This window comes from Actinomadura formosensis (assembly GCF_050948385.1).
GTDB classification, from domain to species: Bacteria; Actinomycetota; Actinomycetes; order Streptosporangiales; family Streptosporangiaceae; genus Spirillospora; species Spirillospora formosensis.
Map to the genome: position 1 here is coordinate 5,851,205 of NZ_CP192011.1, position 24,922 is coordinate 5,876,126.

A 24,922-nucleotide genomic window follows, 5' to 3' on the forward strand; every position below is an offset into this window, starting at 1 on the left:
GTGTCCCGTTACCCGGTGCCCTCCGGCGAACCAGAACCATCACCGGCGGCGATCAATGTGCCCCGCTGGTACCGGTCGCGGCAGTTGCGGCGTTGCAGTTTTCCGCTTGACGTCTTCGGCATGGTGCCGTGGCGCAGGAAGACCACCTCGTGGACATACACGTCGTGGTGCGCTGCTACAGCTCGGCGTACCATGGCTCGCAGCCTGCCGAGATCCGCGTTCTCGTCCCGCCGTATCTCTGCGACGATCACGACCTGCTCTTTCTCGCCGGTGTCAATCGAGAACGCGACGACGTTGCCTGATCTAACCGCCGGAACCTCTTCTTCGACGGTCAACTCGATATCGGTCGGATAATGGTTGCGCCCGTCGATGATGATGAGGTCCTTACGCCGACCCGCGATGAACAGCGAATCACCGTAGACGAAGCCGAGATCCCCTGTACGCAGCCAACCTTCGTCTCCGTTGAGAACCGCGTCGAAGACTTCTTCCGCGCGCTCGTCCTGTGCCCAGTAGCCGGCGCAGACGTTTTCGCCGCGCACCCAGATCTCGCCGACGTCGTCCGGTCCCGCCTGCCGTCCAGTCGCCGCGTCCACGATCCGGACGTCCTGGCCCACGGGGCTCCCGCAGCCCACCATGGTGAGGCCCCGCGTGTCTGTGTCATCGACCCGCCGGACCCGGCCGGCGTTCAACTCGGCGCGGTCGAACGAGCAGACGGGCGGCTCCCGGTCCACACGGACGGCGGTCACTATGAACGTCGCTTCCGCCAAGCCGTAGACAGGGGTGTGGGCGGAAGCCCGGAAACCACACGGCGCGAAGGCTTCGGTGAAGCGGGCCAGCGAACGTGCCCGCACCGGCTCGGCACCGTTGCCGGCGTAGAACAGCCGAGACAGGTCCAGCCCGGCGCGCTCCTTCACGGGGATCCGATCCACGCACATGTCGAACCCGAAGTCGGGGCACAGCATGTGCGTTGCCGCGTAGTCACTCAGTAGCCGCAGCCAGCGTCGTGGCTCCCGCACGAACGCAAGGGGTGTCATGTGAACGGCCGGGAACCCGATCGCCAGCGGCAGGATCACCCCGAAGACAAGCCCCAGGTCGTGAAAGAACGGACTCCAGCTCACGATCGTGGAGTGCTCGTCGAGGCGCAGACCGGTGACGCTCTGGCTCGCCGCCGCGGCCATGTTCCGGTGGGTCACCCGGACGCCCGCAGGACGCCTCGTCGAGCCGGACGTGTACTGGAGGTAGGCCGTCGCCCCGGGCTGGGGACGTACCGGAGCCCACGGCGCCGCCGGGTCGGGTTCGGCCTCGTCCGGGCAGATGATCCGTACCGGTGCGGCCAGTGGAATCTCGGCCACCGTTTCGCGGACCGCCCGCGGCGTGATCGCCACCTCGCACCCGCAGTCGTCCATCGCCAGCGCCATCCGGTCGTTGTGGCGGTACGAGGCCGGCGCGGACAGCGGCACCGCGATCACCCCGGAGTAGAGGCAGGCGACGAACCCGACGATGAAGTCCACGCCGGTCGGGCAGAGGATCGCGGCCCGCGCGCCGGGACGGGTGATCCGCCGCAGCCGGGCGCCGACGGCGCGGACCCGCGCGTCCAGTTCCCCGTAGGTCAGGTCTCGGGTCCGTCCCTGCGGCTCGGTGGAGTAGTCGACGAACGTCATCGCGATCTGCTCGGGATCGGATTCGGCGCGCCGCCGGACGGCCGCGGGAACCCCGCCGGCCTGTCCGGTCCAGGCGGTTTCCGAGATGACGCTCACTATCGGCTTCCTCCCGCGGTGCGGGGGCGGCGAGTGTCGAGAATCTGGCCGGCGATGGTACGCAGCAGGATGTTCGATGTTCCCTCGTAGATCTGGCCGATCACCGCGTCCCGGTAGAACTTCTCAACGGGATACGCGTTGCTGAACCCGTTGCCTCCGAAGGTCTGGACCGCCTGCGCCGCCGCCCGCCCGGCCACCTGCGAAGCGAAGTACTTCGCCATCGCGCACCGCGACAGGAGCTCGGGAACGTGGCCGCCACCGTCGGCGAGGCGCGCCGCGTCGTCCACCAGCAGGCGCGCCGCCTCGATCTCCGTCGCCACCTGCGCAAGGGGAAGCTGCACGCCCTGGAAGGTGGCGACGGGCTGACCGAACTGCCGGCGTTGTCCGGCGTACGCGACAGCCGCGTCGAGGGCGCCGGTGGCCAGACCCACCATCTGCGCGCCTATGCCAATGCGGCCGATGTTGAGCGTGTCGATGGCGATGTCGTAGCCCTCTCCCTCCTCTCCCAGCCTGTGGTCCTGAGGGACGCGCACGCCGTCGAATTGGAGTTCGCATGTGGAACTCGCCCGGATCCCGAGCTTCCCCTCGTTGGGCCCGACGACCAGCCCGGGTGTGTCCCGCGGCACCAGGAAGGCCGTGATGCCGTACACACCGTGCTCGGGCGCGGCGTTGGCGAACACGACGAAGACGCCGGCCTCCCGTGCGTTGGTAGTCCAGACCTTTCGCCCTTCCAGCACGTAGTCGGTGCCATCGCGGCGTGCCCGTGATCGCAGGGCGAAGGCATCGCTGCCGGACTCGGGCTCGGTCAGCGCATAAGCACCGACGAGGTCGCGCGCCAGCCGTGGCAGGTACCGCTCCTGCTGCGCGGGACTGCCCCAGCGGATGAGCGCCGTATTGACCAGCACATTCTGTACGTCGACACAGACCGCCACCGATGGATCGACCCGCGCGATCTCGGCGATGGTCAGCGCGCTCATGAAGATCGAACCGCCGCCACCGTCATAGCGCTCCGGGATCTGGATGCCCATGAGACCGAGGGCGAAGAGTTCGTCTATCAGGTCGCGCGGCATACGGGCGTCGCGGTCCATCTGCTCCACCCGTGGCCGGAGCTTCTCCTCCGCCCACTTGCGGACGGTGTCACGCAGCGATTCTTCTTCATCCAGGAACTCGGCGGGTCGGCCCCGGCCGGACGAAGCTTCCATGACGTACCCCTCACTGGAATGCGGAGAGCCCCAAGATCGACCGGGCCACCACCAGTTTGTGTATTTCAGTCGTCCCCTCTGCGATCGTCAGTGCCCGGGCATCCCGGAAATGGCGTTCGAGCGGGTAGTCCGGCGACAGTCCGTTGGCGCCGTGGATCTGGATCGCCTCCGATGTCACCCGCACCGCCATCTCGGTCGCGTACGCCTTGGCCATGGACGCCTCCCGGTCAGCACGCCGGTTCTCCTCGATCGAGGTCAACGCGCGGTGAATGAGGAGGCGCGAGGCATCGATCTCCGTGGCCATGGTGCAGATCTTGTCCTGGATGAGCTGGAATTCCCCGATCAGCCGGCCGAACTGGCGGCGCTTCCTCGCATAGGCCACCGAGGTCTCCAGCGCCGCCCGGGCGATTCCGAGGGATACGACCGCCATCCGGCAGCGCGCCCATTGCAGTGTCTTGAAGACAAGCCGCAAATTCTTGAGCGCGCCTGCCGGACCTACGCAGTTCTCCCGCGGGACGCGGCAGTCCTCGAAGATCATCTCGGAGGTCACGAAGGCCGTGAGCCCGAGCTTGGGCAGGTCCCTGGTCTGGTAGGGCGACCGTTCCCGCTCGACGATGACCGGCCTGATCTCCTCCTGCCCGTTGTCCGCGACGACTCGGCACAGGACAATCGCATAGTCGGATATGTCGCCGTTCGAGATCCAGCGTTTCCGCCCGTTGATGACGTACTCGTCGCCGCGCGGAACCGCCCGGGTCTCGACCGCCGCGTTGTTCGACCCGTGATTCGGCTCGGTGGACGCCAGGCAGCCGATCCGCTCGCCGCGCAGCAGCCCGGGCGCCGCCCGTTCCCGCAGGTCCGGCGGGCCCGCCGCCATGATGTAGCGCGCGCAGGCGTACGAGATCATCAGGCAGCCTTCGAGCGAGGGGAACACCCTGGCCAGTTCCTCGCTCGCCAGGGCGAAGGTCACCTCGTCCGGCGGATCTTCCATCGGATAGCCGTGCCCGCGCAGCGTCTTCACGATCTCCGGCAGCATGTCGAGCGGCAGCCGGTCGTCGGTGTAGCGGTCGCCGAGCGGCCTGATGTCCTCCTCCAAGCCCTTGCGCAGGGAGGTCAGCCAGTCGTCCGGCGCCGTCACGAGCCCTGTCCCCATGCTGGCAAGCCCTCTTTCAGATCATCTCGTCAAGGCGTTTGATCTCGGCGGTCAGTGCCTCGGCGAACAGCCCCCGCGACGAGTCGAGGAAGAAGTGGCCACCGGGCAGAGTGGTGGCCGAGAAATCGCCGGTGGTGTGCTCGCGCCACGCCTCCAGACTGGGTCGCGACACGGTCCAGTCCTCGCTGCCCCCGAAGGCCGCGATCGGGCAGTCGAGCGGGCTTCCCGGCTCGCGGGCGTAGGTCTCGTCGAGGCCCAGATCCGCGCGGAGCACGGGCAGCATCACATCGACGAGTTCCTCGTTGTCGAGCAGTTCGTTGTGCCGGCCGGCCAGGCGGTGGAGCCCCTCGACCAGCTCGGCTCGGGACAGCTCGTGCAGCGGGGGGCGTGGCGACCGCAGGTGCGGGGCTCTGGCCGCGGCGACGAACAGCGCGTTCGGCCCGGGTCCGCCCCGGCGGACGAACGCGCGTGCGGTCTCGAAGGCGATCAGCGCCCCGACGCTGTATCCGAGCAGCACGAACGGCGGACGAATCCGCGCGGCGATGACGTCCGCGAGCTGTTCGACGAGCGGCCGCAGGCGGGTCATCGGCGCCTCGCCGAGCCGGCGGCCGTGGCCGGGGAACTCGATGGCGCACACCTCGACGTCGCCGGGAAGTTCCGCCGCCAGCCACGTGAAGACGGACGCCCGGCCACCGGAGTAGGGCAGGCAGACGAGGCGCAGGCTCGCGTCCGGATTCGGACGCGGACACTGAATCCATTTCCGGGGGTCCGGCCGGCTCGCGAGGTGGGCCCGCCGGCCCAGATCGCGAGCCCGACCGGTCCGCTCCTGTGGCTCCTGCATGGGAGTCCTAGGACGTCGCCTTGGCGTTCTGCTTGCCGACCCCGCCGAACTGCTCGACGAAGCGGGCGATCGACTCCTCGGGAATCATCATGCCGTCGCACTGCGGGGGCCCGCCCACGTAGCCGTTCCGGCGCAGGACCTCCAGATGCCCAGCGGCCCGCTCCGGCTGGGACGGCCCCGTCACCGGCCCTATGCCCTCCTGTGCGACGAGCACGTTGGACAGGACGGAACTGGTGATCTGCGTCGTGCTGAAAGCGTCAGGGGTGTTGGCCGCGAACCAGCTGACGCCCTCTTCACCGGCCAGCTCGTACATCATCGGCGGCCAGCCGAATATCTTGTGCATCGGCGCGGCGCCCTCGATCACGTCGCCCTGGCCGAATAGCAGGTCGCCCTTCTCCTCGATCCTGGCCATCGCGGCGTCCCGGTCGTAGCAGGGCGGAATCGAGTCGTCGACCAGCATGGCGCCGGGCCTGAGCCTGGCCACGTCGACGATGTCGGGCGCGTTGGTGTCCGCGCTGATCACGGTCGCCTCGTAGAACTCCTCCGGCAACGTGGACGTCCCGCCGATGATCTGGATCTCGCCCGTGTAGCCGATCACGTCGCGCACCTCGTCGGCGGCCTTCTTGAGCCGGCTGGGGAGCCCCGCCGCAGGGCCTCTGGGGCTGTCGCTCGTCGCGGCGTAGGGGTCGCACAGGATGAGCTTGCGCGGGTGCGGCAGGTGCGTCAGCAGCAGATGCATGGACGCCTTGCCCACCGAACCGACCCCGAGGATGCCCATCACCTCGTTCTCCATGCTGCGCCCGGACATGCCCAGCATGTTCTCCACATTCAGCAGCACCGCCGCGGAGGTGGTGTCGTGGCCGCTGGTGACCGGAGGAAGATCCGTACGGTCCTTGATGGCGTCCGCGACACCGCGGCCGTAGTCCGTCGCCGTCACCAGCAGTCCGCTGAGGGAGATGTTCTTCGCCCCGAGCCGGGCCCCCATCTCGATCCCGCCGACGATCGTCTCGACCAGCCTTTCCCGGTTCAGGTACAGCTCCGCCGTGTCGAGGCGCGGAATCATGATCGTGGCGATGCGGCCCAGGTTGGTGTCGATGATGCCGCACAGATGGGGGGTGTCCATGGCCATGAGCCTGTGCGCGACGTCGCCGGGGTTGATGCCCGCCCGCTCGAACAGGCCCGCCGGCGTGGCCAGCACGCCCGCCCCGTCCACCTGCGGGATCTTGCCGCTCGCGTACAGCGTCAGCAGGTCGCGCCGTTCGGTGGTGACGCTGCCTTTGACCTCGCCGTTGCCCGACGGGCCGCCTGCCCGCCCCTCCGTCGCCCGGTCTTCGGCGTCCGGCTTGCCGAGCACGGCCGAAAGCTCGGCGATGGTGGGGTGGGCGAACAGGAAGCGCACCCCGAGCTGCTTTCCGACCGTGTCGGATATCTTCGACACGAGGTTCACGGCCTGCAGCGAGTCGTCGCTGAGGTCGAAGAAGCTGTCGTAGATGCCCACTTCCTCGATCCCCAGCACGTCGCGCCAGTGCTCGCACAGCTGCGCTTCCAGCCGCGTGCGCGGCGCGGCCAGCCGGGGGGCGGCGTCGAGCTCGGGGATGTCGGACTCGGCCAGGGCCTTGCGGTCGACCTTGCCGTTGGCCGTGAGCGGCAGCCTGTCGCGCAGGACCACCGTCTTGGGAACCATGTACTCGGGCAGCTTGTCGCGGATGAACGTCCGCAGTTCGCCCGTCTCAGGCGGGGTCCCGCCGTCCGCGACCACGTACGCCACCAGCCGCTTGCCGTCGCCCTCGCCGTCCACGGCGAGGACGACCGCCTCGCGCACCGCCGGGTGCTCTCGTATGGTGCTCTCGATTTCGCCGAGTTCGATTCGGTAGCCGCCGATCTTCACCTGGAAGTCCTCCCTGCCCAGTATTTCGATGCTGCCGTCGGGGAGACGGCGTCCGATGTCACCGGTCCGGTACAGGCGCTCGCCGCTCTCCGGATGGATGATGAAGGCGGCATCCGTTGTCTCCTTGTCATGCCAGTAGCCGTCGGCCACTCCCATGCCGCCTATGTACAGGCCGCCCGGCACCCACGTCGGACGCACGTCGAGTTCGCGGTCGAGGACGTGGATCCGCTGGTTGGCCATCGGCTTGCCGTAGGGGATGCTGGTCCAGGCCGGATCCACCCGGTCGATCTCGTGCATGATCGACCAGATCGCGGCCTCGGTCGCGCCGCCGAGGCTGATCACCCGCACGTCGCGGACCAGTCGCCGCAGGCGGTCGGGAAGGGCGACGGGAATCCAGTCGCCGCTGAGCAGGGCCAGCCGGAGCGAGGCGGGAATGTCCGCCCGGACGCCTTCGGCGTACTGGACCAGCAGGCCCATGAAGCCGGGCACGGAGTTCCAGATCGTGACGCCGCCCTGCCGCATCATGTCGAGCCAGTGGGCCGGGTCGCGCAGCCCGGACTCGTCGGGCAGCACGAGGCGCCCACCGGCCGCGAGCGTCCCGAACACGTCGTAGACCGAGAGGTCGAAGCTCAACGAGGACAGGCCGAACACGCCGTCGCCGGGACCGACCCCGAACCGCCGGTTGACGTCGAGGATCGTGTTGAGCGCGCTCCGATGAGAGATCATCACGCCCTTCGGCACGCCCGTCGAGCCCGAGGTGTAGATCACATACGCCAGGTCGTCCGCGCGCTGGACCGGTTCGAGCGGCTCCTCGGAAATGTCGTCGAGGAGCTCCCTGTCGACGGGCAGGCACCGGATGTTCTCGGGCCATTCGATGCGCTTGCGGGCGCCCTCCTGCGTGAGCACGATCCCGACCTCGGCGGCCTTGAGGATGCGGTGCAGCCGTTCGCGCGGCAGCGATGCGTCGAGCGGCAGGTACGCCGCCCCCGACTTGAGCACGCCGAGCACGGCCGGCACCTGCGCCCAGCCCTTGTCCATCACCACGCCCACCAGCGTGTTGGGCCGGACGCCCTGATCGCGCAACCAGCGGCCGAGCCGGGTCGCGTGCCGGTCGAGTTCCCCGTAGGTGATCGTTCTGGTGGTCGACACGACCGCCGGCCGGTCCGGCCGGTCCGCCGCCCGTGCCACGAACGGGGCGTGCAGGAGTCCGGCGGGTACCGGCGCCGCCGTGGAGTTCACCTCGGCCTGCCGCGCCCGGTGGGCCGCGGGCACGATGTGCCGGCGGCTCCGCTCGTCCCAGCTGCCCGGCACCTCGGCGAGCCGGCGCACATGCCGCACGAAGGCGTCCAGCATGTCCTGGGCGAGTCCGGGCGGGAACACCGAGTCCAGGACGTCCCAGGTGAACTCCAGCCCGCCCTTGCGCACGGCGCTGCGGACCTCCAGGTACACCTGCGGGGTCTGGCTGACGGTGTAGCCGAGCTCGCCGATCCCCGACATTTCGACACTGCTCATCTCGACGCTGTTGAACACGACGTAGGTGTTCCGGCGGGGGGTCCCGCCGTATGCCTTCGCCAGCTCGCGCATCACCTGGACTCCGCTGACGTAGCGGCAGTGCTCCAGGTCCTCGATGAGCTGCCGCTGCAGGCGCCGGGCACGCTCCAGGAAGGTGGATCCGGGAGACGCCAGCACGCGCAGGTGGTTCGGCAGGGCGAAGCTGCCGACGATCGAGCCGACGTCCCCGTGCACCGGCAGCCGATCCCAGAACGGCGCGTTGATGCTGAACTCCTCGGTCTTGCTCCAGAGCGCGGCGACGTCGCAGAAGGCGGTCAGCAGCGCGGCGCCCGGCATCAGGCCGGCCTCCTGCACCCGCGCCTTGAACCGTGTCCAGGACTCGGGTTCGAGGATCCGGACGGTCAGCGCCTTCGACACCGGGGGGCCGTCGGTGCGTGCGACCTGGATCGGCAGCTCGGGCGGCGGGGGAAGCGTCGGCAGGCGCCGCCGCCAGTAGTCGAGCGCCCGTTCGTAGATGGGCGTGCCCTTCAGATTCGTCTTGGCGACGACGTAGTCCCGGGTCGTCAGCTCAAGCGGCGGCAGCTCCTCACCGCTGTTGAGCAGCGAGAGTTCCCGCAGGATCTGCATCAGGCTCAGCGAGTCGGCGACGAGGAGGCTGAAGCCGAAGTGGAGGCGCGTACGGTCGCCGTCCAGCAGGGTCGCGCGCATCCGGAACAGCGGCCAGGTGTCCCGGGCGAACATCTCCCCCGGCATCTCCTGGCGGAACGCCTCAAGCCGTGCCGTCACCTCGTCGGCCGGCCGGCCGCGCAGGTCGAGCACCTCGATCTCGTAGTCCGGCACCTCCGGCAGGATCTGGTTCCGCCCGTCCGGAAGCACGATGGCGCGCATCATGGCGTGCCGCTGGATCAGCCGGCGCCAGACGTCCGCGAAGCGGTCCAGGTCGAGGGCGACCGTGTCGATCTCGGCGTAGCCGTTGCCCGCGAGGTTGCCGATCTCGAACGCGTCGCGTCCGCCGGCCCAGATGGCCTGCTGCATGTCCGTGAGCGGGAACGGCTCGTGCAGCTCCTCGGGCGCCGGGACGATCTTCGGGATGGCCGTCGGCCGTGCCGAGGCGCGCTCACGGAGCGTGGCGATTATCTCGGCCTTGTGTTCCCGCAGCGCGCTGCGCAGCTCGTCCGTGAGGGCGTTCCTGGGGGCGCGAACGCGGAGTTCCTCTCCGTCGGCCCAGAGGGTGACACCCCGTCGTGAGAGGTTCGCAATCAACTCCTGCGCGGTTCCCATTGCTTTGCCTCCAGGTGACTTCACAGAACTTCGAACTCTTCCCAGGACTCTTCCGAGCCGTCATCCCGCGGTGGCGCGGTGCCGGTCGTGGCGCCGGCCAGCATCTGCGCGGCGAGTTGCCGCACGCTGGAGCCTTCGAGCGCGGCGGCCAACGGCAGCGATATGCCGAGTTCCACTTCGACCTGGCTTTTCATGCCGACCCCGACCAGGGAATCCAGACCGATCTCGTTGAGCGGCTGGTCGGCGTCCAGTTGCTCCGGCTTCATTTCGAGCGCTCGCGCGATCGCGCCGTGCAGGTACGACTCGAGCAGCCCTTGACGATCCGCCGGATCGGCGGCGAACAGATCATCGGCGGTGAGGCCGCCGGGGCGCGCGGGCGTTTCGGCGGCCGCCGGCGCCGGCCCGGCGCCGGCCACGAGCTCGGAGATCAGCGGGGAGCCCGCCGCCTCGGCCCAGCGCCGCCAATCCACCAACCCGACGGCGACCTGCGCCGCCTCGATGCCGAACAGCGGTCCCAGCCACCCGGCGCCGCTGGACGGCGCGATGCCCTTGATCCCGGCGCGTTCGACGAACCGGCCGGCGCCCGCGCGCCGCACCGACAGCCCCGTGTTCTCCCACGCTCCCCAGGCGATGCTCAGAGCCGGCCGGCCCTGCGAGGCCCGCAACGAGGCGAGTGCGTCGAGGAACGCGTTGGCCGCCGCGTAGTTTCCCTGCCCCGGCGACCCGAGCACCCCCGCGAGCGAAGAGAACATCACGAAGAGGTCCAGTGGCAGGTCGGCCGTCAGATTGTGCAGGTTCCACGCCCCGGCGACCTTCGGTTCGAGGACGGCCAGCAGACGCGCCGGGTCGAGGGTGCCGAGGGTGGCGTCGTCGAGGACGCCGGCGGCGTGCACGACGCCGCGGATGGGCGGCATGGACGCCGCCGCGTCGGCGAGGACCCGCGCAAGGGCCTGCTCATCGCTCACGTCGGCACGCGCCACGCGGACCTCGGCGCCCGCATCGCGCAGCGACCGCAGTTCCCGGTCGGCGCCGTCATCAGGATCCCCGCGGCCGACGAGCACGAGGTGGCGCGCACCGTGCTCGACCAGCCAGCGTCCCACCAGCAGTCCCAGCGCGCCGAGGCCGCCGGTGACGAGGTAGGTCGCGTCCCGGCGCACGACATCGGTGCGTACGGTGCGCGGTGATGCTCGGCGAACCAGCCGCGCCACGTGCCGCACCCCGTCCCGGACCGCCACCTGGGTGTCCGCGTCGTCAGCCCGTAGCTCGTCGGCGATCCACCGCGCGGCCGCCGGATCCGGGGAGGGATCGAGGTCCACCAGTGTGGGCCGCAGCTCGGGGTGTTCGAGCGCGGCCACCCTGCCGAGCCCCCAGATGGGCGCGTGAGCCACCGACACCGGGGACGAGCCGTCCACGCCGTGGACGCCGCTGGTCAGGAGCCAAAGACGAGGGTCCGAATCCGCCGTATCCGCCGTCGCACCTTCTGCGAGCGCTTGCACCAGGTGCAGCACGTTGACGACGCCCCGCTGTTGTGCGGCGCGGAGCGACACGGCGTCCAGGCTCCAGAGGTGCACGACACCCCTCAGCCCTCCCATCCGCTCCCGCGCCGCGCCGACCGCCCGGCGCATCTCGTCGCCATGATCGGGGCGGATCACGAGCCGGCCGGGATCCGAGTCGTCATAACCGTCTCCGGCGACCACCAGGACGGCTCGCTCGCCGTCCTCGGTGAGACATGCCGCCAGAGCCGCCCCCACACCGCGGCCGTCGGCGAAGATCAACCAGCCGCCGCCGGGCCGGCTCGATCGCTGGGGGGCGCCACGCCCCCGGCGTTGCCACCGCACTTCGTAGAGTGCGCGATCGAGCGCCATCGACGCGGGCATCCACGCGTCACCGTCGAGCCGCCTGACATGGACGCCCTCAAGGATGGCAACGGTCGTTCCGTCGGCGTCGGCCAGCCGGACGTCCCCGACCACGCCGGCCGGAACGGTTTCGCTTCCCGGGCGGATGCGGGCATGGGCCCAGAGGCGATCCTGCTTGCCCGTCCCCGGAGGCCGCGCCACCATTCGTTCGATCGCGAGAGGGACAAGAGGGCGCCGGTCGTCAGCATCGGTATCGCCTTGGAAGGCGACGACCAGGGCTTGAAGAGCGGCATCAAGGAACACTGGGTGGATGCCATGGGAACCGGTCTCGGGCGCCACCTTGGCGGGCGGGACGACGGCGACAAGCGCCTCTCGCTCACCCTGCCAAAGCTGTTCGATCGCCTGGAACGCCGGGCCGTACTCAAGGCCCCGCGCTTCCAGGTCCCGATAGAAGTCAGCGGGTGCGAGCGAGTTCGGGCAGCGCGCGCGGACGGCGTCCAGGTCCAGTGCCGGAAGATCCGCTTCGGCCGGTGTTCCGGGCTCGATGGTCCCGGTCATATGCAGCGTCCACTCCGGCCGGCGGCCGGAGTCGTCCGCTGGCCGTGCATACGCGCGCACGCTCGCCCCACCGCCGTCCGCGGCGGACACCCTCAGCTGGATCGTGGCCGTGTCGGCGTCGTCCAACGCGAGCATGCGTTGGAACTCGACCGCCGTGAGAACACCGGACCTTCCGCCGAACACCTGGGCCGCCGCCGTCCGCGCCATCTCGAGCCAGGCGGCGCCAGGAAATACGGCGATGCCCTGGACCCGGTGGTCGTCGAGGATGGCTTGGGACTCCACGTTGACGGCGCTCTCCCAGACATGGCTCCCCGCCGCGTCGGCGAGCTGCAGGTGGTGCCCGAGCAGGGGATGGCCGCCGGCCTGGCCGGGGAGGTACGGCAGGGCACCCGGCGAGGGCAGCCAGCAGCGCTCGCGCTGCCAGGGGTAGCCCGGCAGCCGCACCGGGCGCCGAGGCTCGGGATGCAGCGCGGTCCACTCAGGCTCGAAGCCGGTGGCGTACAGCACGCCGAGCGACGTCAGCATGACGTCGCGCGGCGGTTCGTCGCGGCGCAGCGAGGGCACGAGCACGGTCTCCCGGCCCCCGGCCTGCGCGCTCTGGGCGATCGCGGGCAGCAGTCCAGGGTGCGGCGACAGCTCGACGAACACGTCATGACCGCCGTCGAGGAGGCCGTCGACCGCCGCGGCGAAGAGCACCGGGGTCCGGATGTTCTCGGCCCAGTACCCGCCGTCGAGGGCGCCTCCGTCGACCAGCTTGCCCGTCACCGTCGAATACATCGGCAGTCGCGGCGACGTCGGGCTCAGGCCGGACAGGGCACCGGCGAGGTCGCCCATGAGGGGTTCCATCTGCGGGCTGTGCGACGCGAAGTCCACCGACTGCAGAATTCGGACGAAGACCCCGCTCGCCTGCAGCCGGGCCGTGACCTCCTCGACGGCGTCCGCGTCTCCGGAGATCACGGTCGACGTCGGAGCGTTGACCGCCGCCACCGAAACGCGGTTCTCCAGGCCGCGCAGCTCGTCCCGGACGGCGTCGGCGTGGAGTTCGACGACGGCCATCCGCCCCCGGCCCGAGACGGTGCGGATCACTCGGCCGCGCCGGCAGATGACGCGCACGGCGTCCTCCAGGCTGAGCGCGCCCGACAGGTGCGCCGCCGCCACCTCTCCCATGCTGTGGCCGACCACGGCGTCCGGCGCGATGCCGTGCGACCGCCACATGTTCGCCAGCGCGACCTGAACGGCGAACAGCGCCGGCTGGCAGAAGTCGGGCTCGTCGAGGCGGGACGCCTGCTCATCGGCCCAGAGCTGATCGAGCAGCGACCAGCCGGCCTCGGCCCGGACCAGGCGGTCGCACTCCTCCAGCGCGGCGAGAAACGCCGGCTCCTCGCGCAGCGCCGGGCCGAGCGGCCACCAGACCGGCCCCTGTCCTGGGCAGACGAAGGCCAGCCGGCGACGACGACGCCGGCCCGCGTCGCCCGAGATCATGCCGGGACTGGGTTCACCCGCCAGGAAGGCCCGCAGCTGGTCCGCTGCCTCATCGCGGGAGCCGGAGATGAGCGCCAGGCGGTGGCGGTGGTGTGAGCGGCGGGTGCTGGCGGTATGGGCCAGGTCGGTGAGGTCGTGCCGGGCATCGTCCTCCCCCGTGAGCACGCCCAGGAATCGTTCCGCCGCCTGCCGCAGCGATTCGGGGCTCCGGGCCGAGAGGGGAAGCAGGACGGTTCCGTCCTCGCGCGGCCGGCCATGACCGCCGTCGGAGCGGCGGGGCGGGGCCTCCTCAAGCACGAGATGGGCGCAGGTCCCGGCGAAGCCGAACGAACTGACACCCGCCCGAAGCGGACCCTCGTGCCGCGGCCACGGCTCGCCGGCACGCGCGACCCGCAGCCGCAGCGACTCGAAGTCGATCTGCGGATTGGGGTTCTCGACGTGCAGGCTGGCGGGGATCTGGCGATGCTCGAACATCAGCACCGTCTTGATCACGCCCGCGATCCCGGCGGCGGCCTCCAGGTGGCCGATGTTCGACTTGACCGATCCGACCAGGCACGGCCGCTCAGGCGGGCGGTCATGCCCGGTCACGCGCCCCAGGGCCTGGGCCTCCATCATGTCGCCGAGCAGCGTCCCCGTGCCGTGCGCCTCGACGTAGCCGACATCGCCCGGCGCGACGCCGCTGTGCCGGTACGCGGCGCGCAGCAGATCCTCCTGTGACCGCCCGTTCGGCGCCATCAGCCCATTGGTGCGCCCGTCCTGCCCGACCGCGCCGCCGCGGATCACCGCCCGGATCTCGTCGTGGTCGGCGAGCGCGCGCTCCAGTGGCTTGAGCACCACGATGCCCGCGCCCTCACCACGGACATAGCCGTCAGCCGAGGCGTCGAACGTCTTGCAGCGTCCGTCCGGGGCCAGGACGCCGGCCTTCGTCAGGTTGATCCCGAAGGCGGGCGACAGGACCATGTTCACGCCCCCGGCGATCGCGAGGTGCGACTGCCCGCTCCACAGGCTCTGGCATGCGGTGTGCAGGGCCACCAGGGACGACGAGCAGGCCGTGTCGACGGCCAGGCTCGGGCCGCGCAGATCGAGCATGTACGAGATCCGGTTGGCCGCCACGCTGAGGGCGACGCCCGTGCCCCAGTACGCGTCGATGCCTTCCAAGCGGGGCGCCTGCAGCAGGGCGTAGTCGTAGCTGCTGATGCCGATGAAGACTCCGGTGTCGGTGCCGGCGAGCGCCGTGACCACCTGGCCGGCGTCCTCAAGCGCCTCCCAGGCGACCTCCAGCAGCAGCCGCTGCTGCGGGTCGATGGCACTCGCCTCGCGCGGTGAGATGCCGAAGAACTCACGGTCGAAGCGGTCGACATCGTCCAGGAAACCGCCCCAGCGCGTGATCATCTTGCCTGGAGCGGCGGGGTCGGCATCGTAGAGTTCGTCGGCCTTCCAACGATCGGGCGGCACTTCCCTGATCGCGTCCACCCCGTCAAGCAGAAGCCTCCAGAACTCGTCGGGGCCGTCGGCACGGGGAAACCGGCACCCCATGCCAATGATCGCGATGGGTTCCATGCGACACGCACTCCTGTTTGGATCGTCAGTCGTCGTGCGGACTCGCGCCGATACCGGCAATATGCTCAGCCAGCGCAGCGATGGTGGGGTACTCCCAAGTGAGCGTCTCCGACAGCGTGACACCCAGCACTTTCGCGAGATCACCTATCAGCGCGACGCTCGAACTCGAACTGAGGCCATTGGCGATAAAGGACTCGTCCACGTCGACCTGCTCGGGTTCGATCCTCTGCATGCTTGCGATCTGGGCGACCAGCCAGTCCTCGATCCGCTGCCGGTCGACGAGCACGGCGGACCTGCTTTCCGTGGAGCGCACACTGCGTGGTGTCATGAGGATGATGCGGTTTTGTGGTCGTGGGCCTTTAGTGATCGTTGACAAAGCGGCTTCCGACTTAAAATTCACGGGACCGGCCGATGCGGGCAAGCCCCGGCGGAGCGGACGATATACCGCGCGAAAGTGCGCACCATGGCGCGCACGTCCGGCGCCCGATAGAAACGCAGTCCCCAACTAGCATCGAAGATCTCGGCGATCCTCGTCGAACCTTCGGGCGGAAGGGTGACATGGACGAAACAACCGGTAGGCGGCGGGGATCCGGCTCGGTTCTGTGCGGGCTGGGCGTCTGCCTCCCCCGGCGCGAAGTCGGGAACGACGAGATGGGCGCGAGGCTGGGAGTCACTGATGACTGGATCGCGCAGCGCACCGGAATCCGGCGGCGCCGCGTCGCGGCCCCCGGCGTCAGCACCGGCGACCTCGCCGCCGAAGCCGGGCGCAGAGCGCTGGAGGCGGCCTCGGTCACGCAGGTGCAGGCGGTGGTCCTCGCCACGACGACACCGGACCACATCGTTCCCGGCAGCGCCCCCTGGGTGGCCGCCCGTCTGGGACTGGACGGCGTCGCCGCCTTCGACCTCAACTCCGGCTGCAGCGGCTTCGTTTACGGGCTCGCCGTCGCCCACGGTCTCATCAGCGCCGGTGTCGCCGAGCACGTGCTGCTGATCAGCGCGGACACCATCACACGGGTGGCCGACCCCGATGACGCCCAGACCGCGCCCCTCTTCGGGGACGGTGCGGGAGCCGTGGTCCTGCGTCCGGGAACACCCGGCGAGAGCGGAGCGCTCGGTCCGTTCGACCTGGGCAGTGACGGGACGCACGGCAGTGTGGTGCACATCGCGGCCGGCGGGTCCCGGCATCGCGCCGATCACCACGCCGCGCCCGGCGGGGCCCCGTTCCTCACCATGTCGGGCCGTGACCTGTTCCGCCATGCCGTGCAACGCATGGTGGCCTCCTCCAGGCGTGCGGCCGAGCAGGCCGGCTGGGCGCTCACCGAGATCGACGCGGTCGCCCCCCATCAGGCCAACGAGCGCATCTCCGCCGACGTGGCCCGCCGGCTGGGCGTCCCCGAGCAGCGCGTCCTGTCCGACATCGCCGACGTCGGAAACACCGCGGCCGCGTCCATCCCCCTCGTCCTCCACCACGCCGTGCACGCGGGGGCGCTGAAACCGGGCATGCGCGTGCTGCTGACCTCGTTCGGCGCCGGACTCGCCTGGGCCTCCACCACCCTGACCTGGCCTGATATCCCCGTACCCGCCCCGGCCCCGGAGCCCGCCCCGCCGGCGGGGGCCTCGCCCTCCCCCGCCGGCTGAGCGCCGAGATCACTGCTTCGGCGCGGACATCACCTCGCGGTGAACCGGCCGAGCTTCCATTCCACGTTCACTCCGTGCGCGGTCCCCGCCGGGCCGCTCATCATCTCGGGCAGCACCCGGTCCAGCATCAGATGACGGATCACGGCCTCCCGCAGCCGACGGTCGGATATCTCCGCGAAGTACTCCCGCTGATTCGCCGGGACGAGGGCGCCCAGCAGACACTCCTCGGCCAGGAACTCGTACGTGCGCCGTTCGATGGCCCCTTCGAAGTACGGCGCCAGCGCGGCGGCCACCACCTCGCCGTGCACCGGCGCCGGCAGGATCCTGCGGTCCGCGCGCCGCTGGGCGTCCGCGCGCAGCGGCCGCCGGACCGATGCCGCCGCCTCGCGGAGGACCGGTGCGAGCCCGCCCGGGTCGTCGGTGTCGAGCGCGGCCAGCCAGTACCGCCTCACCAGCCGGTTGGCGTCGTGGAACAGCACCGAGTCCGCCCGCCGGTCGGCCAGGTCGGGTGCGCTGAAGGCGAGCAGCCCGCCGGGACGCAGCACGCCGGCGATGGACGCCGCCGCCCGCCGCATGGCCCTGGCGGGGAGAAGGTGGAAGACCATGTTGGCGAGTACGGCGTCGGCCTCCTGCCCCGCCAGGACCTCACGCAGTGGGCGGAAGCTTCCGCCGCCGGGCCGGCGGAGGGCGTGGAAGCGGGTCCAGGGGACGTCCCGCAGCAGCTCGTACCCCTGCGCGAACCACCCGCCCGGAATGTCCACGAGATGCAGCTCGAACGTCGCGTCGCGTTCGGCCAGGCGTGGTACGACGTTCCGCTCAAGGCACGCCTTCGTCAGCTCGATGGAGGCGAAGCCGGTGCCCGCGCCGTAATCGAGCACCCGGACGGCGTCGCCGGGGCGGGCGTGTTCGATGCGCGCCTCCACCGCCTCGAGCACCTGGTGGACGACAATGCCGGTCGGGCCGGAGCACCAGGTTCGCGGGCGGGCGAGGTCGCCGCCGGTGAACAGCAGCCGGTGCAGGGCGGCGCCGTCGGCCAGATCGTCCTCCGGCCCCGGCGACCAGGTGTCGTGCCGCGCCCGCGGCGGGCCGACCGGCATCGGCCGTTCCGTCACGAGGTGGTTCGCGGAGACCGCGACGAACGGTTTGTTCCTCGGATACCGGCGCTCGAGATGGCCGACCGGTTGCAGTCCGGCGAGTCCGCAGCAGCGCAGAAACGCGGAGTACTCGACGAGGTACTGGTGCGACAGGGCGTGGTAGGTGTCGAGTGCCGCGGAGTGCGACGCGCCGACCTGGTGGCGGGCCACCTTCGGGGCCACGCTGTGGGCCTCGATGACGACCAGCCCGAATCTGCCGACGTGCCGCCGCCAGCGCCGAAGGTGGGCCACGAGGTCCGATTCGACCTCGCGGGCGCTCAGCGGGCTCCCGTCGGACGCGAGATGGACGCCGGCGGACCAGCCCGGGCCGTCGTCGCGCGGGTCCACACCGAGGTAGGTGCGGTCGTGGTCGAGGAACGATCTGATGTGCAGCCCGTCGTCGATCGCGAGGCCGTGCTCGGCGAGCCGCGTGCGCAGGGCGTCGGGGTCGGTGACGTCGCCGATCAGCAGCAGCGGGTCGGGCACGCCCGCCGCGCTCAGCACATCGCGGGCTCGGTCGAGGGCCACGGGGCTGGCGTCGATGCCGACGTACCGGACGCCGTCCCCGAGGAGGGCGTGCAGATGGGCGAGCCAGGTTCCGTCTCCGCAGCCCATGTCGGCGACGAAGGACGGGCGGGGCGTGCGGCGGAATATCTCCTGGATGATCGAGTCCGTGTCCGAGAAGTACCGCCGGTGCGCGGCTGAACTGGCCTCCACGTTGATTCGTCGCTGGCAGTGCCATTCGTCGTGGCCGGGTGTGACCACCAGTTCCCCGCGGAACAGCCGCTGCAGCCGGCTCAGCATGGGCAGATACGAGCCGACGAGACCGCAGTGGCCGGAGAAGGCGAGGCAGGCCCTTCCGAGTCCGGTCCAGCCGCCGTCGCGGTCGAGCCACCCGAGGAGGACGAACAACCGTGCGAAGTCGCCGGTCGGACGGTGCAGGCCGCCGGTGCCGCGCAGGGTGAGGATCGCCGGCACGGCAAGGGTCGCGTCGAGGTAGGTCGTGAGCGGGTCGGCCGGGTCGGCGCCGGCCCGCCACCGCTCGTGCTCACGGAGCAGGTCGGCGAAGGCCGCCCGGGTGGCGGCGTCCCAGGGAGCAGCCCAGCAGTCGGGGGCGTTGTCGTCGAAGCGGGTGAGGAACGCCCCGCCCGCGACGAACCGCGCACGGTGCCGCAGCGCCCCCAGGCCCCGCTCGGTCCATGCCGCGGGGTCGGATTCGATCCAGCCGGCCGCGGCCAGGCAGTGCCAGGCCGCACCCAGGTACCCGGTGCCGGGAAGGCCACCGGTGTTGTACGGCTTTCCGTCCAGCAGGCCGAGCGCGTCGAACGCCGAGACGGCCGCGGCGAGCAGCACCCCGTCCTGAAAAAGAAACGCGATACGACGCGCCTCGGCGCGCCGATCCGCCGCTTCCGTCGTGGCGACGGCCACGGCGGATCGGTGCTCCGGCATGACGGTTCTCCTTGGTGATGTGTGGCGAAGGGCACCCCTCGCCATCCCCGGGCTTCCGCGGCGCTCCGCCAGGTCAGCCGCTGTCTCGGCCGGGGGGCAGGAATCGCTCGTTCGGGTGGTTCGTCGACCAGAAGCCCTTCTCCGACGTCTTCACCGCCTCGATGAGCAGCTCGACCTCGTCCATCGTGTTGTACACACCGAACGAGGCACGGACGGATCCGACGAGCCCGAGGCTGTCCATGAAGGGAGACGCGCAGTGCACGCCGGTACGGGTGGCGATGCCGAAGGTGTTCAGATGGCCGCCGACGTCATGCGGATGTACGCCGTCCACGTTGAAGGAGAGGATGCCGCCCCGCGGCGCCTGGGCCCCGTACACGGTGACGCCGCCCAGGGCGCGCAGCCCCTCGGCGGCGCGCGCGGCCAGCGCCGCGTCGTGCTCGTGGACCGCGTCCCGGCCGAGGCCGTCGAGATAGTCCATCGCCGCCGCGGTGCCCACCATGCCGGCGATGTTCGGCGAGCCCGCCTCGAACCGCAGTGGCGGCATGGAGATGAGCGGGCCGTCGTACGAGGCGATCGGCGCCATGCCGCCGCCGAGGAGCACCGGCTCCATCCGCTCGAAGTGCTCGGCCTTGCCGTACAGCACCCCGGTGCCATGCGGGCCGTACATCTTGTGCGCCGAGAAGCAGTAGAAGTCGGCGCCGATGTCCCGCACGTCCACGCTCCGGTGCGCGACGGCCTGGGCACCGTCCACGAGCACGAAGATGCCGTGGTCGTGCGCCGCCGCGGTGATTTCGCGTACGGGGTTCACGGTGCCCTGGACGTTGGAGACGTGGGCCACCGCGATCAGCCGCGTCCGTTCGGTGATCTGCGCGCGGAAGGAGTCCAGGGACGGCTCGCCGTGCTCGTCGACGGTCGCGACCTTCAGAGCGGCCCCGGTCTGCTCGCACAGCCGCCGCCACGGGAGCAGGTTGGAGTGGTGCTCAAGCCCGCTGATCAGGACCTCGTCGCCGTCCGACACGACCTGGCGCCCGAAGCTCTGCGCCACCAGGTTCACCGACTCGGTCGTGCTCTTGGTGAACACGATCTCACTTGCCTGGGCGGCGTTCAGGAAGGCACGGACGCGCTCACGTGACCGCATGAAACGATCCGTCGCCCGCATGCCGAGCGTGTGGACGCCACGTCCGACGTTGCTGTTGTCGTTGCTGTAGTAGTCGTACATGGCGTCCAGCACCTGACGCGGCATCTGCGTCGTCGCGGCGTTGTCCAGATATACGGGCGGCTTGCCGTCGAGGTCCGTTACGAGAATCGGGAAGTCGGCCCGTACGTCGCGGGAGAGCCCGGACGAGGTCTGCTCAGCTGTCATCAGCGCACCTAACTGAGAGAAAAGATGGCGTTCACAAACATCTCAAGAATTAGCGATACCAGACCCACGAATCACGTTCCGAGACCACACCGTTGTGGACAAGCCCCGGGGGTGCGGACCATATGCCACACGAAAGTGCGGACGATGGCGCGCGCCGACGTTCACCCGATCCGCCGGCGTGGCCGGCCGTTATCGCGGTACGGAGCGCGCGCGGAGGTGGACGCGTTCGCCCTGATGACCGAACAGGATGAGCACCTCGACCGGGGTGGGATCGGCGCTGTCGAACCAGTGCGGCACCCGGGTGTCGAACTCGGCCGCCTCACCCTCGGTCAGCACCAGCTCCTGGTCGCCCAGGAGCAGCCGGAGACGACCGCGGAGCACGTACATCCACTCGTAACCCTCGTGGGTCTTCTGCTCGGGTGTGCGGCGTTGCGGCGGAATGATCACCTTGTGCGCCTGCACGCCCCCGACCTGGCGGGTCAGCGGGATGAACGTCATGCCCTTGTGCTGCACCGGACGCAGGTGGATACGCGGATCACCGGTCGGCGGCGCACCGATCAGCTCATCGATCTGCACCCCGTACGCCTGCGCCAGCGGCAACAGAAGCTCCAGCGTGGGACGGCGGCGACCGGCCTCCAGCCGCGACAGCGTGGACACCGAGATACCCGTCTCGGCCGCCACGTCGGCAAGGGTCGTCCCACGTTGCCTACGGATCGCGCGCAGCCGCGGCCCGACCATGGCCAGCACCTCGTCCGTGTTTGCCATTCTCGCAAGTTTAGTGGCCTCTCCCGCCGAAGGAACCGATCATGGTTGCCATGACACAGAACTTCGATGTCGCGGTGCGGGGCTCTGGGCCGGGCCACGGTCATATCGCCTCATATCTGTCATTTTCAGGTTGACAGCATGGAAGAACCAGTGCGACTCGATGACCTGATAAACCGCGTGACCGCGTCTCACCCGGATGGCGGCGCGCTCGTGCACCTCTCCGACGCGATAGCCATGTCCGGGATGCTCGACGACGTCTCCGATCAGCTCGTCGGGCATTTCGTGAACGCGGCGCACAACGCCGGGGCGACCTGGGCCGAGATCGGCAGAACGATGGGAATGACCAGACAGGCCGCCCAGAAGCGGTTCGTCACCAAGCCCGCGGACGTGGCCGCACTCGCGCGGGCCCACGATCGGTGGACTCCCCGTGCGCAGGCGATCCTGGTCGCCTGCCAGGACGAGGCGCGCGCCGCCGGGCACAACTACGTGGGTACCGAGCACATCGTTCTCGCCCTGCTGAGCCAGCCACAGGGCCTGGCGGCGAAGGCCCTCGCCGAGAAGACCACGCCGGAACGGCTGCGCGCGGCGATGAGTGAGGTCTTCGGGCCGCGGTCTGACGACCTGTCGGGAGAATTCCCTTACACCCCGCGAGGCACGAGGGCCATCGAACTGAGTGTGCGGGAGGCGCAACGGCTCGGTCACGACTACGTCGGAACGGAGCACATCCTGCTCGGAGTCCTTGCCGAGCAACACGGCGTCGGCGCGCAGGTCCTCCGTCGTCTGGGCGTCGACCAACGCGGCGTAGAGGAATGGCTGGCCGCTCAGTGACACCGGACGACGGGTCGGTGCCGTACCGCCCCGGCCAGGAGCGATGCTTCAGCCCCCGGGCTGCCACCGCGGTGCCGTCGAGCGAATGACCCCTTGCCCGGGCGGACGCCGATCGCCGGCAGGCGGTCAGTCGACCATCAGCCAGCCGCGCACCTCGGCCACGTGGTCGATGAAGCGGTCGCCGGAGACGTCGACGGCGACCCGGTCGATGGCGCCTCCGGTGAACCGGAACGGCGGCCGGTAGCCGGGGGCGACGGGCGAGCCGTCGTCGCGGCCCACGCAGATCCCGTCTCCGACGGGGCAGAAGTAGCTGGGCTGGGTGATGATGCGGGCGCCGGCCACCCGCTGCTCGTTCACGTACAGGGTGAGGGATCCCGTGGTGCCGGGCATCTCGGGGTCGGTGCTGCGTTCCTCGGCCCTGAACTCGGCCGTGAACGTGTGCCTGCCACGCTCAAGGGACAGGTCGGCGGCCACGAGCTGCAGGCGGCTGCCCACCCAGTTGTAGGCGTAGTGCAGGCGGCCGTCCTTGATGTAGAGGCTGTGCCCGCCGGAGACGCCGCCATGGGCGAACAGGACGCCCTCGACGTCGTCCGAGTGGACGTCGACCCCGGCGACGATGGTGTACGACCGGCCGTTGGTCATGACGCCGGACTGCTCGGGCACCGGCGCGCAGTCGGGGTAGTAGATGTAGCGGTCCCGGGCCGGGGTGCCCTGCGGGCGCTCGGCGAGGGTCTGCTCCAGCGCGGTGCGGTCGTCCAGCGGCAGCCCGCTGTAGTTGCCCGCGTAGTAGTACCACAGGCTCTTCATCCGCTCGAGCCGGCCGGGCTCCCGGTCGGCCAGGTTCTTGGACTGGGCGCGGTCCCGGGAGAGGTCGTAGATCTCCCACTCGTCGTCCTCGAACCTGCCCCAGCCGCTCAGCGGGGGGTGGACGGTGCAGGCCAGCCACCCGTCGTGGTAGATCGCGCGCTGGCCCAGCATCGTGTAGAACTGGGTCCGCTTCCCCGGCGCCGACGGGTCGGTGATGGAGGCCGCGAAGCTCTCGCCCTCGATCGGGTTCTGCGGGCGCCCGCCGAGCACTTCGGGCGGCTGGACGCCCAGCAGGTCATAGAGCGTCGGGGCCACGTCGACGGCGTGGACGTACTGGTGGCGCACCTCGCCCCGGGCCTTGATCCTGCCGGGCCAGGCGACCAGGCACATGTCGGCCACACCGCCCTCGTAGCCGGCCCAGCGCTTCCAGTACGGGAACGGGGTGTCGAACGCCCACGCCCATCCGGTGTTGTAGTGGTTGTAGGAGGAGGGGCCGCCGAGTTCGTCGATGTGCTCCAGGGACAGTTCGGCGGGGGTGGGCAGGCCGTTGAAGAAGCGCCACTCGTTGAACGTCCCGTCCGGGCCGCCCTCGCCGCTTCCGCCGTTGTCGGAGACGGCCACGATGATCGTGTTGTCGAGCTCGCCGGCCGACTCCAGGAAGTCGATCACCCGGCCGAGCTGGTCGTCGGAGTAGGAGACGTAGCCGGCGAAGACCTCGGCCATCCGGGCGAACAGCCGCCGCTCGCCGGCGCTGAGCGAGTCCCACGGCCGGACCGTGTCGAGCACCGGCCACGGCTGCCCGTCCGGTCCGGTGGCCTGCGGCTCGCCGTGCGGGTTGATCGGGGAGAGCTCGGTGTCCTCGGGCAGCAGGCCGAGCTCCTTCTGGCGGCGCAGGATCTCGGGCCGGATCGCCTCGTAGCCCTGGTCGAACACCCCCTTGTACCGGTCGGCCCATTCCTTGAAGACATGGTGCGGCGCGTGGGCCGCGTCGAGCGCCAGGTACATGAAGAACGGCTTGTCCGGATCGACGGCCTTGGCGTCCCGGATGAACTGGATGGCCTTGTCGGACAGGTCCTTGGCTATGTGGTACCCCTCCTCGGGCGTCCCCGGCGTGGCGACCTGGTGATTGTCGTGGACCAGGCTCGGGTACCAGGAGCTCGATTCGCCGTTGAGGAAGCCGTAGAACCGCTCGAACCCGCACCCGAGAGGCCAGCGCCCCTTGTACGCGGCCATGCCGGTCTCCCACCCGGGAGTGAGGTGCCATTTGCCGACGCAGTAGGTGTTGTAGCCGCGTTCGGCGAGGACTTCGGAGATGAACCCGTTCCCCGCCGGGATGCGGGTGGAGATCCCGGGGAACCCGGCGCTGAACTCGGCGACCGTGGCCATCCCGTTCGATGTCGCGTTCCGCCCGTTCAGCAGTGACGCCCTGGTCGGCGAGCACAGCGCGGTGGTGTGGAAATTGGAGTACCGCACGCCGAGATTCGCGATCCGGGTCATCGTCGGCGTCTTCACCGGCCCGCCGTAGCAGTCCATCGTCCCGTACCCGACGTCGTCCCACACGATCACCAGCACGTTCGGGGAGCCCTTCGGGGCCCACGGCGACAGGAACGGCTCCCAGTCCGGCTCCGAATCCCGGATGTCCAGAGCGATCCTGCCCTTGAAGCCCTTCGCCATGATCTCTCTCCCCCAGCGGGCCGAACCGGAAGCGGGCACCCGTGTTCCGGGAGCGCGACGTCCTGCCGTCACCGTCGCGCACGGCGGCGTGCGCTTCCTGCGTGTGCTGTCACCGCGTACGTTCCCTCCGCGGGCGGCGGTGGCACCCGCACCGCGTCAAGGCCTCGCGATGAAATGG

13 protein-coding genes are annotated in these 24,922 nt (G+C 70.1%); 2 read left to right on the forward strand and 11 right to left on the reverse strand.

Features of this window, described 5'->3' with window-relative positions; translation table 11 throughout:
- Positions 1–8 precede the first annotated feature (8 nt).
- From ACQP1N_RS27595 to ACQP1N_RS27625, 7 genes are read right to left on the reverse strand one after another with little or no spacing between them, the layout of a single operon-like run.
- Entirely contained in the window at positions 9–1,757 is a 1,749-nt protein-coding gene (locus ACQP1N_RS27595; protein ID WP_433227491.1) for a fatty acyl-AMP ligase, read from the reverse strand.
- Positions 1,757–2,959: an acyl-CoA dehydrogenase family protein gene (locus tag ACQP1N_RS27600; protein WP_433227492.1), complete on the reverse strand. Its 1,203-nt coding sequence runs from the start codon at positions 2,957–2,959 to the stop codon at positions 1,757–1,759. Before ACQP1N_RS27600 ends, ACQP1N_RS27595 begins: the two co-directional genes overlap by 1 nt.
- A 10-nt stretch (positions 2,960–2,969) precedes the next feature.
- Positions 2,970–4,109: an acyl-CoA dehydrogenase family protein gene (locus ACQP1N_RS27605; protein WP_433227493.1), complete on the reverse strand. Its 1,140-nt coding sequence runs from the start codon at positions 4,107–4,109 to the stop codon at positions 2,970–2,972.
- A 16-nt stretch (positions 4,110–4,125) separates the two neighbouring features.
- Positions 4,126–4,950 (reverse strand): thioesterase II family protein, encoded by an 825-nt coding sequence (locus ACQP1N_RS27610; RefSeq protein ID WP_433227494.1) that lies wholly within the window; start codon positions 4,948–4,950, stop codon positions 4,126–4,128.
- 7 nt (positions 4,951–4,957) lie between these two features.
- Positions 4,958–9,631, reverse strand: a complete 4,674-nt coding sequence (locus ACQP1N_RS27615; RefSeq protein ID WP_433227495.1) for an amino acid adenylation domain-containing protein — start codon at positions 9,629–9,631, stop codon at positions 4,958–4,960.
- Between the two features lie 20 nt (positions 9,632–9,651).
- On the reverse strand, positions 9,652–15,087 hold the full coding sequence (locus ACQP1N_RS27620) for a type I polyketide synthase (RefSeq protein ID WP_433227496.1): 5,436 nt from the start codon (positions 15,085–15,087) through the stop codon (positions 9,652–9,654).
- 25 nt (positions 15,088–15,112) lie between these two features.
- Positions 15,113–15,373: an acyl carrier protein gene (locus ACQP1N_RS27625; RefSeq protein WP_433227497.1), complete on the reverse strand. Its 261-nt coding sequence runs from the start codon at positions 15,371–15,373 to the stop codon at positions 15,113–15,115.
- Between the two features lie 365 nt (positions 15,374–15,738).
- Between ACQP1N_RS27625 and ACQP1N_RS27630 the strand changes: the two genes are divergently transcribed.
- Positions 15,739–16,725 (forward strand): beta-ketoacyl-ACP synthase 3, encoded by a 987-nt coding sequence (locus ACQP1N_RS27630; RefSeq protein WP_433227498.1) that lies wholly within the window; start codon positions 15,739–15,741, stop codon positions 16,723–16,725.
- Positions 16,726–16,754: 29 nt separating this feature from the next.
- Here ACQP1N_RS27630 and ACQP1N_RS27635 read toward each other — a convergent pair whose 3' ends face one another.
- The 3 genes from ACQP1N_RS27635 to ACQP1N_RS27645 all read right to left on the reverse strand — a co-directional run bounded on the left by ACQP1N_RS27635 (position 16,755) and on the right by ACQP1N_RS27645 (position 21,435).
- The gene (locus tag ACQP1N_RS27635; protein ID WP_433227499.1) at positions 16,755–19,307 is read right to left on the reverse strand and encodes a methyltransferase domain-containing protein; all 2,553 of its coding nucleotides are present in this window, start codon (positions 19,305–19,307) and stop codon (positions 16,755–16,757) included.
- A gap of 73 nt (positions 19,308–19,380) precedes the next feature.
- Entirely contained in the window at positions 19,381–20,670 is a 1,290-nt protein-coding gene (locus tag ACQP1N_RS27640; RefSeq protein ID WP_433227500.1) for an aminotransferase class V-fold PLP-dependent enzyme, read from the reverse strand.
- 189 nt (positions 20,671–20,859) lie between these two features.
- The gene (locus ACQP1N_RS27645; RefSeq protein ID WP_067798118.1) at positions 20,860–21,435 is read right to left on the reverse strand and encodes a helix-turn-helix domain-containing protein; all 576 of its coding nucleotides are present in this window, start codon (positions 21,433–21,435) and stop codon (positions 20,860–20,862) included.
- 138 nt (positions 21,436–21,573) lie between these two features.
- On the opposite strand from ACQP1N_RS27645, the gene ACQP1N_RS27650 reads away from it, so the two are divergent.
- Positions 21,574–22,263 (forward strand): Clp protease N-terminal domain-containing protein, encoded by a 690-nt coding sequence (locus ACQP1N_RS27650; protein WP_067798115.1) that lies wholly within the window; start codon positions 21,574–21,576, stop codon positions 22,261–22,263.
- 126 nt (positions 22,264–22,389) lie between these two features.
- On the opposite strand, the gene ACQP1N_RS27655 is transcribed toward ACQP1N_RS27650, so the two are convergent.
- Positions 22,390–24,744, reverse strand: a complete 2,355-nt coding sequence (locus ACQP1N_RS27655; RefSeq protein ID WP_433227501.1) for an arylsulfatase — start codon at positions 24,742–24,744, stop codon at positions 22,390–22,392.
- Between the last annotated feature and the right edge of the window lie 178 nt (positions 24,745–24,922).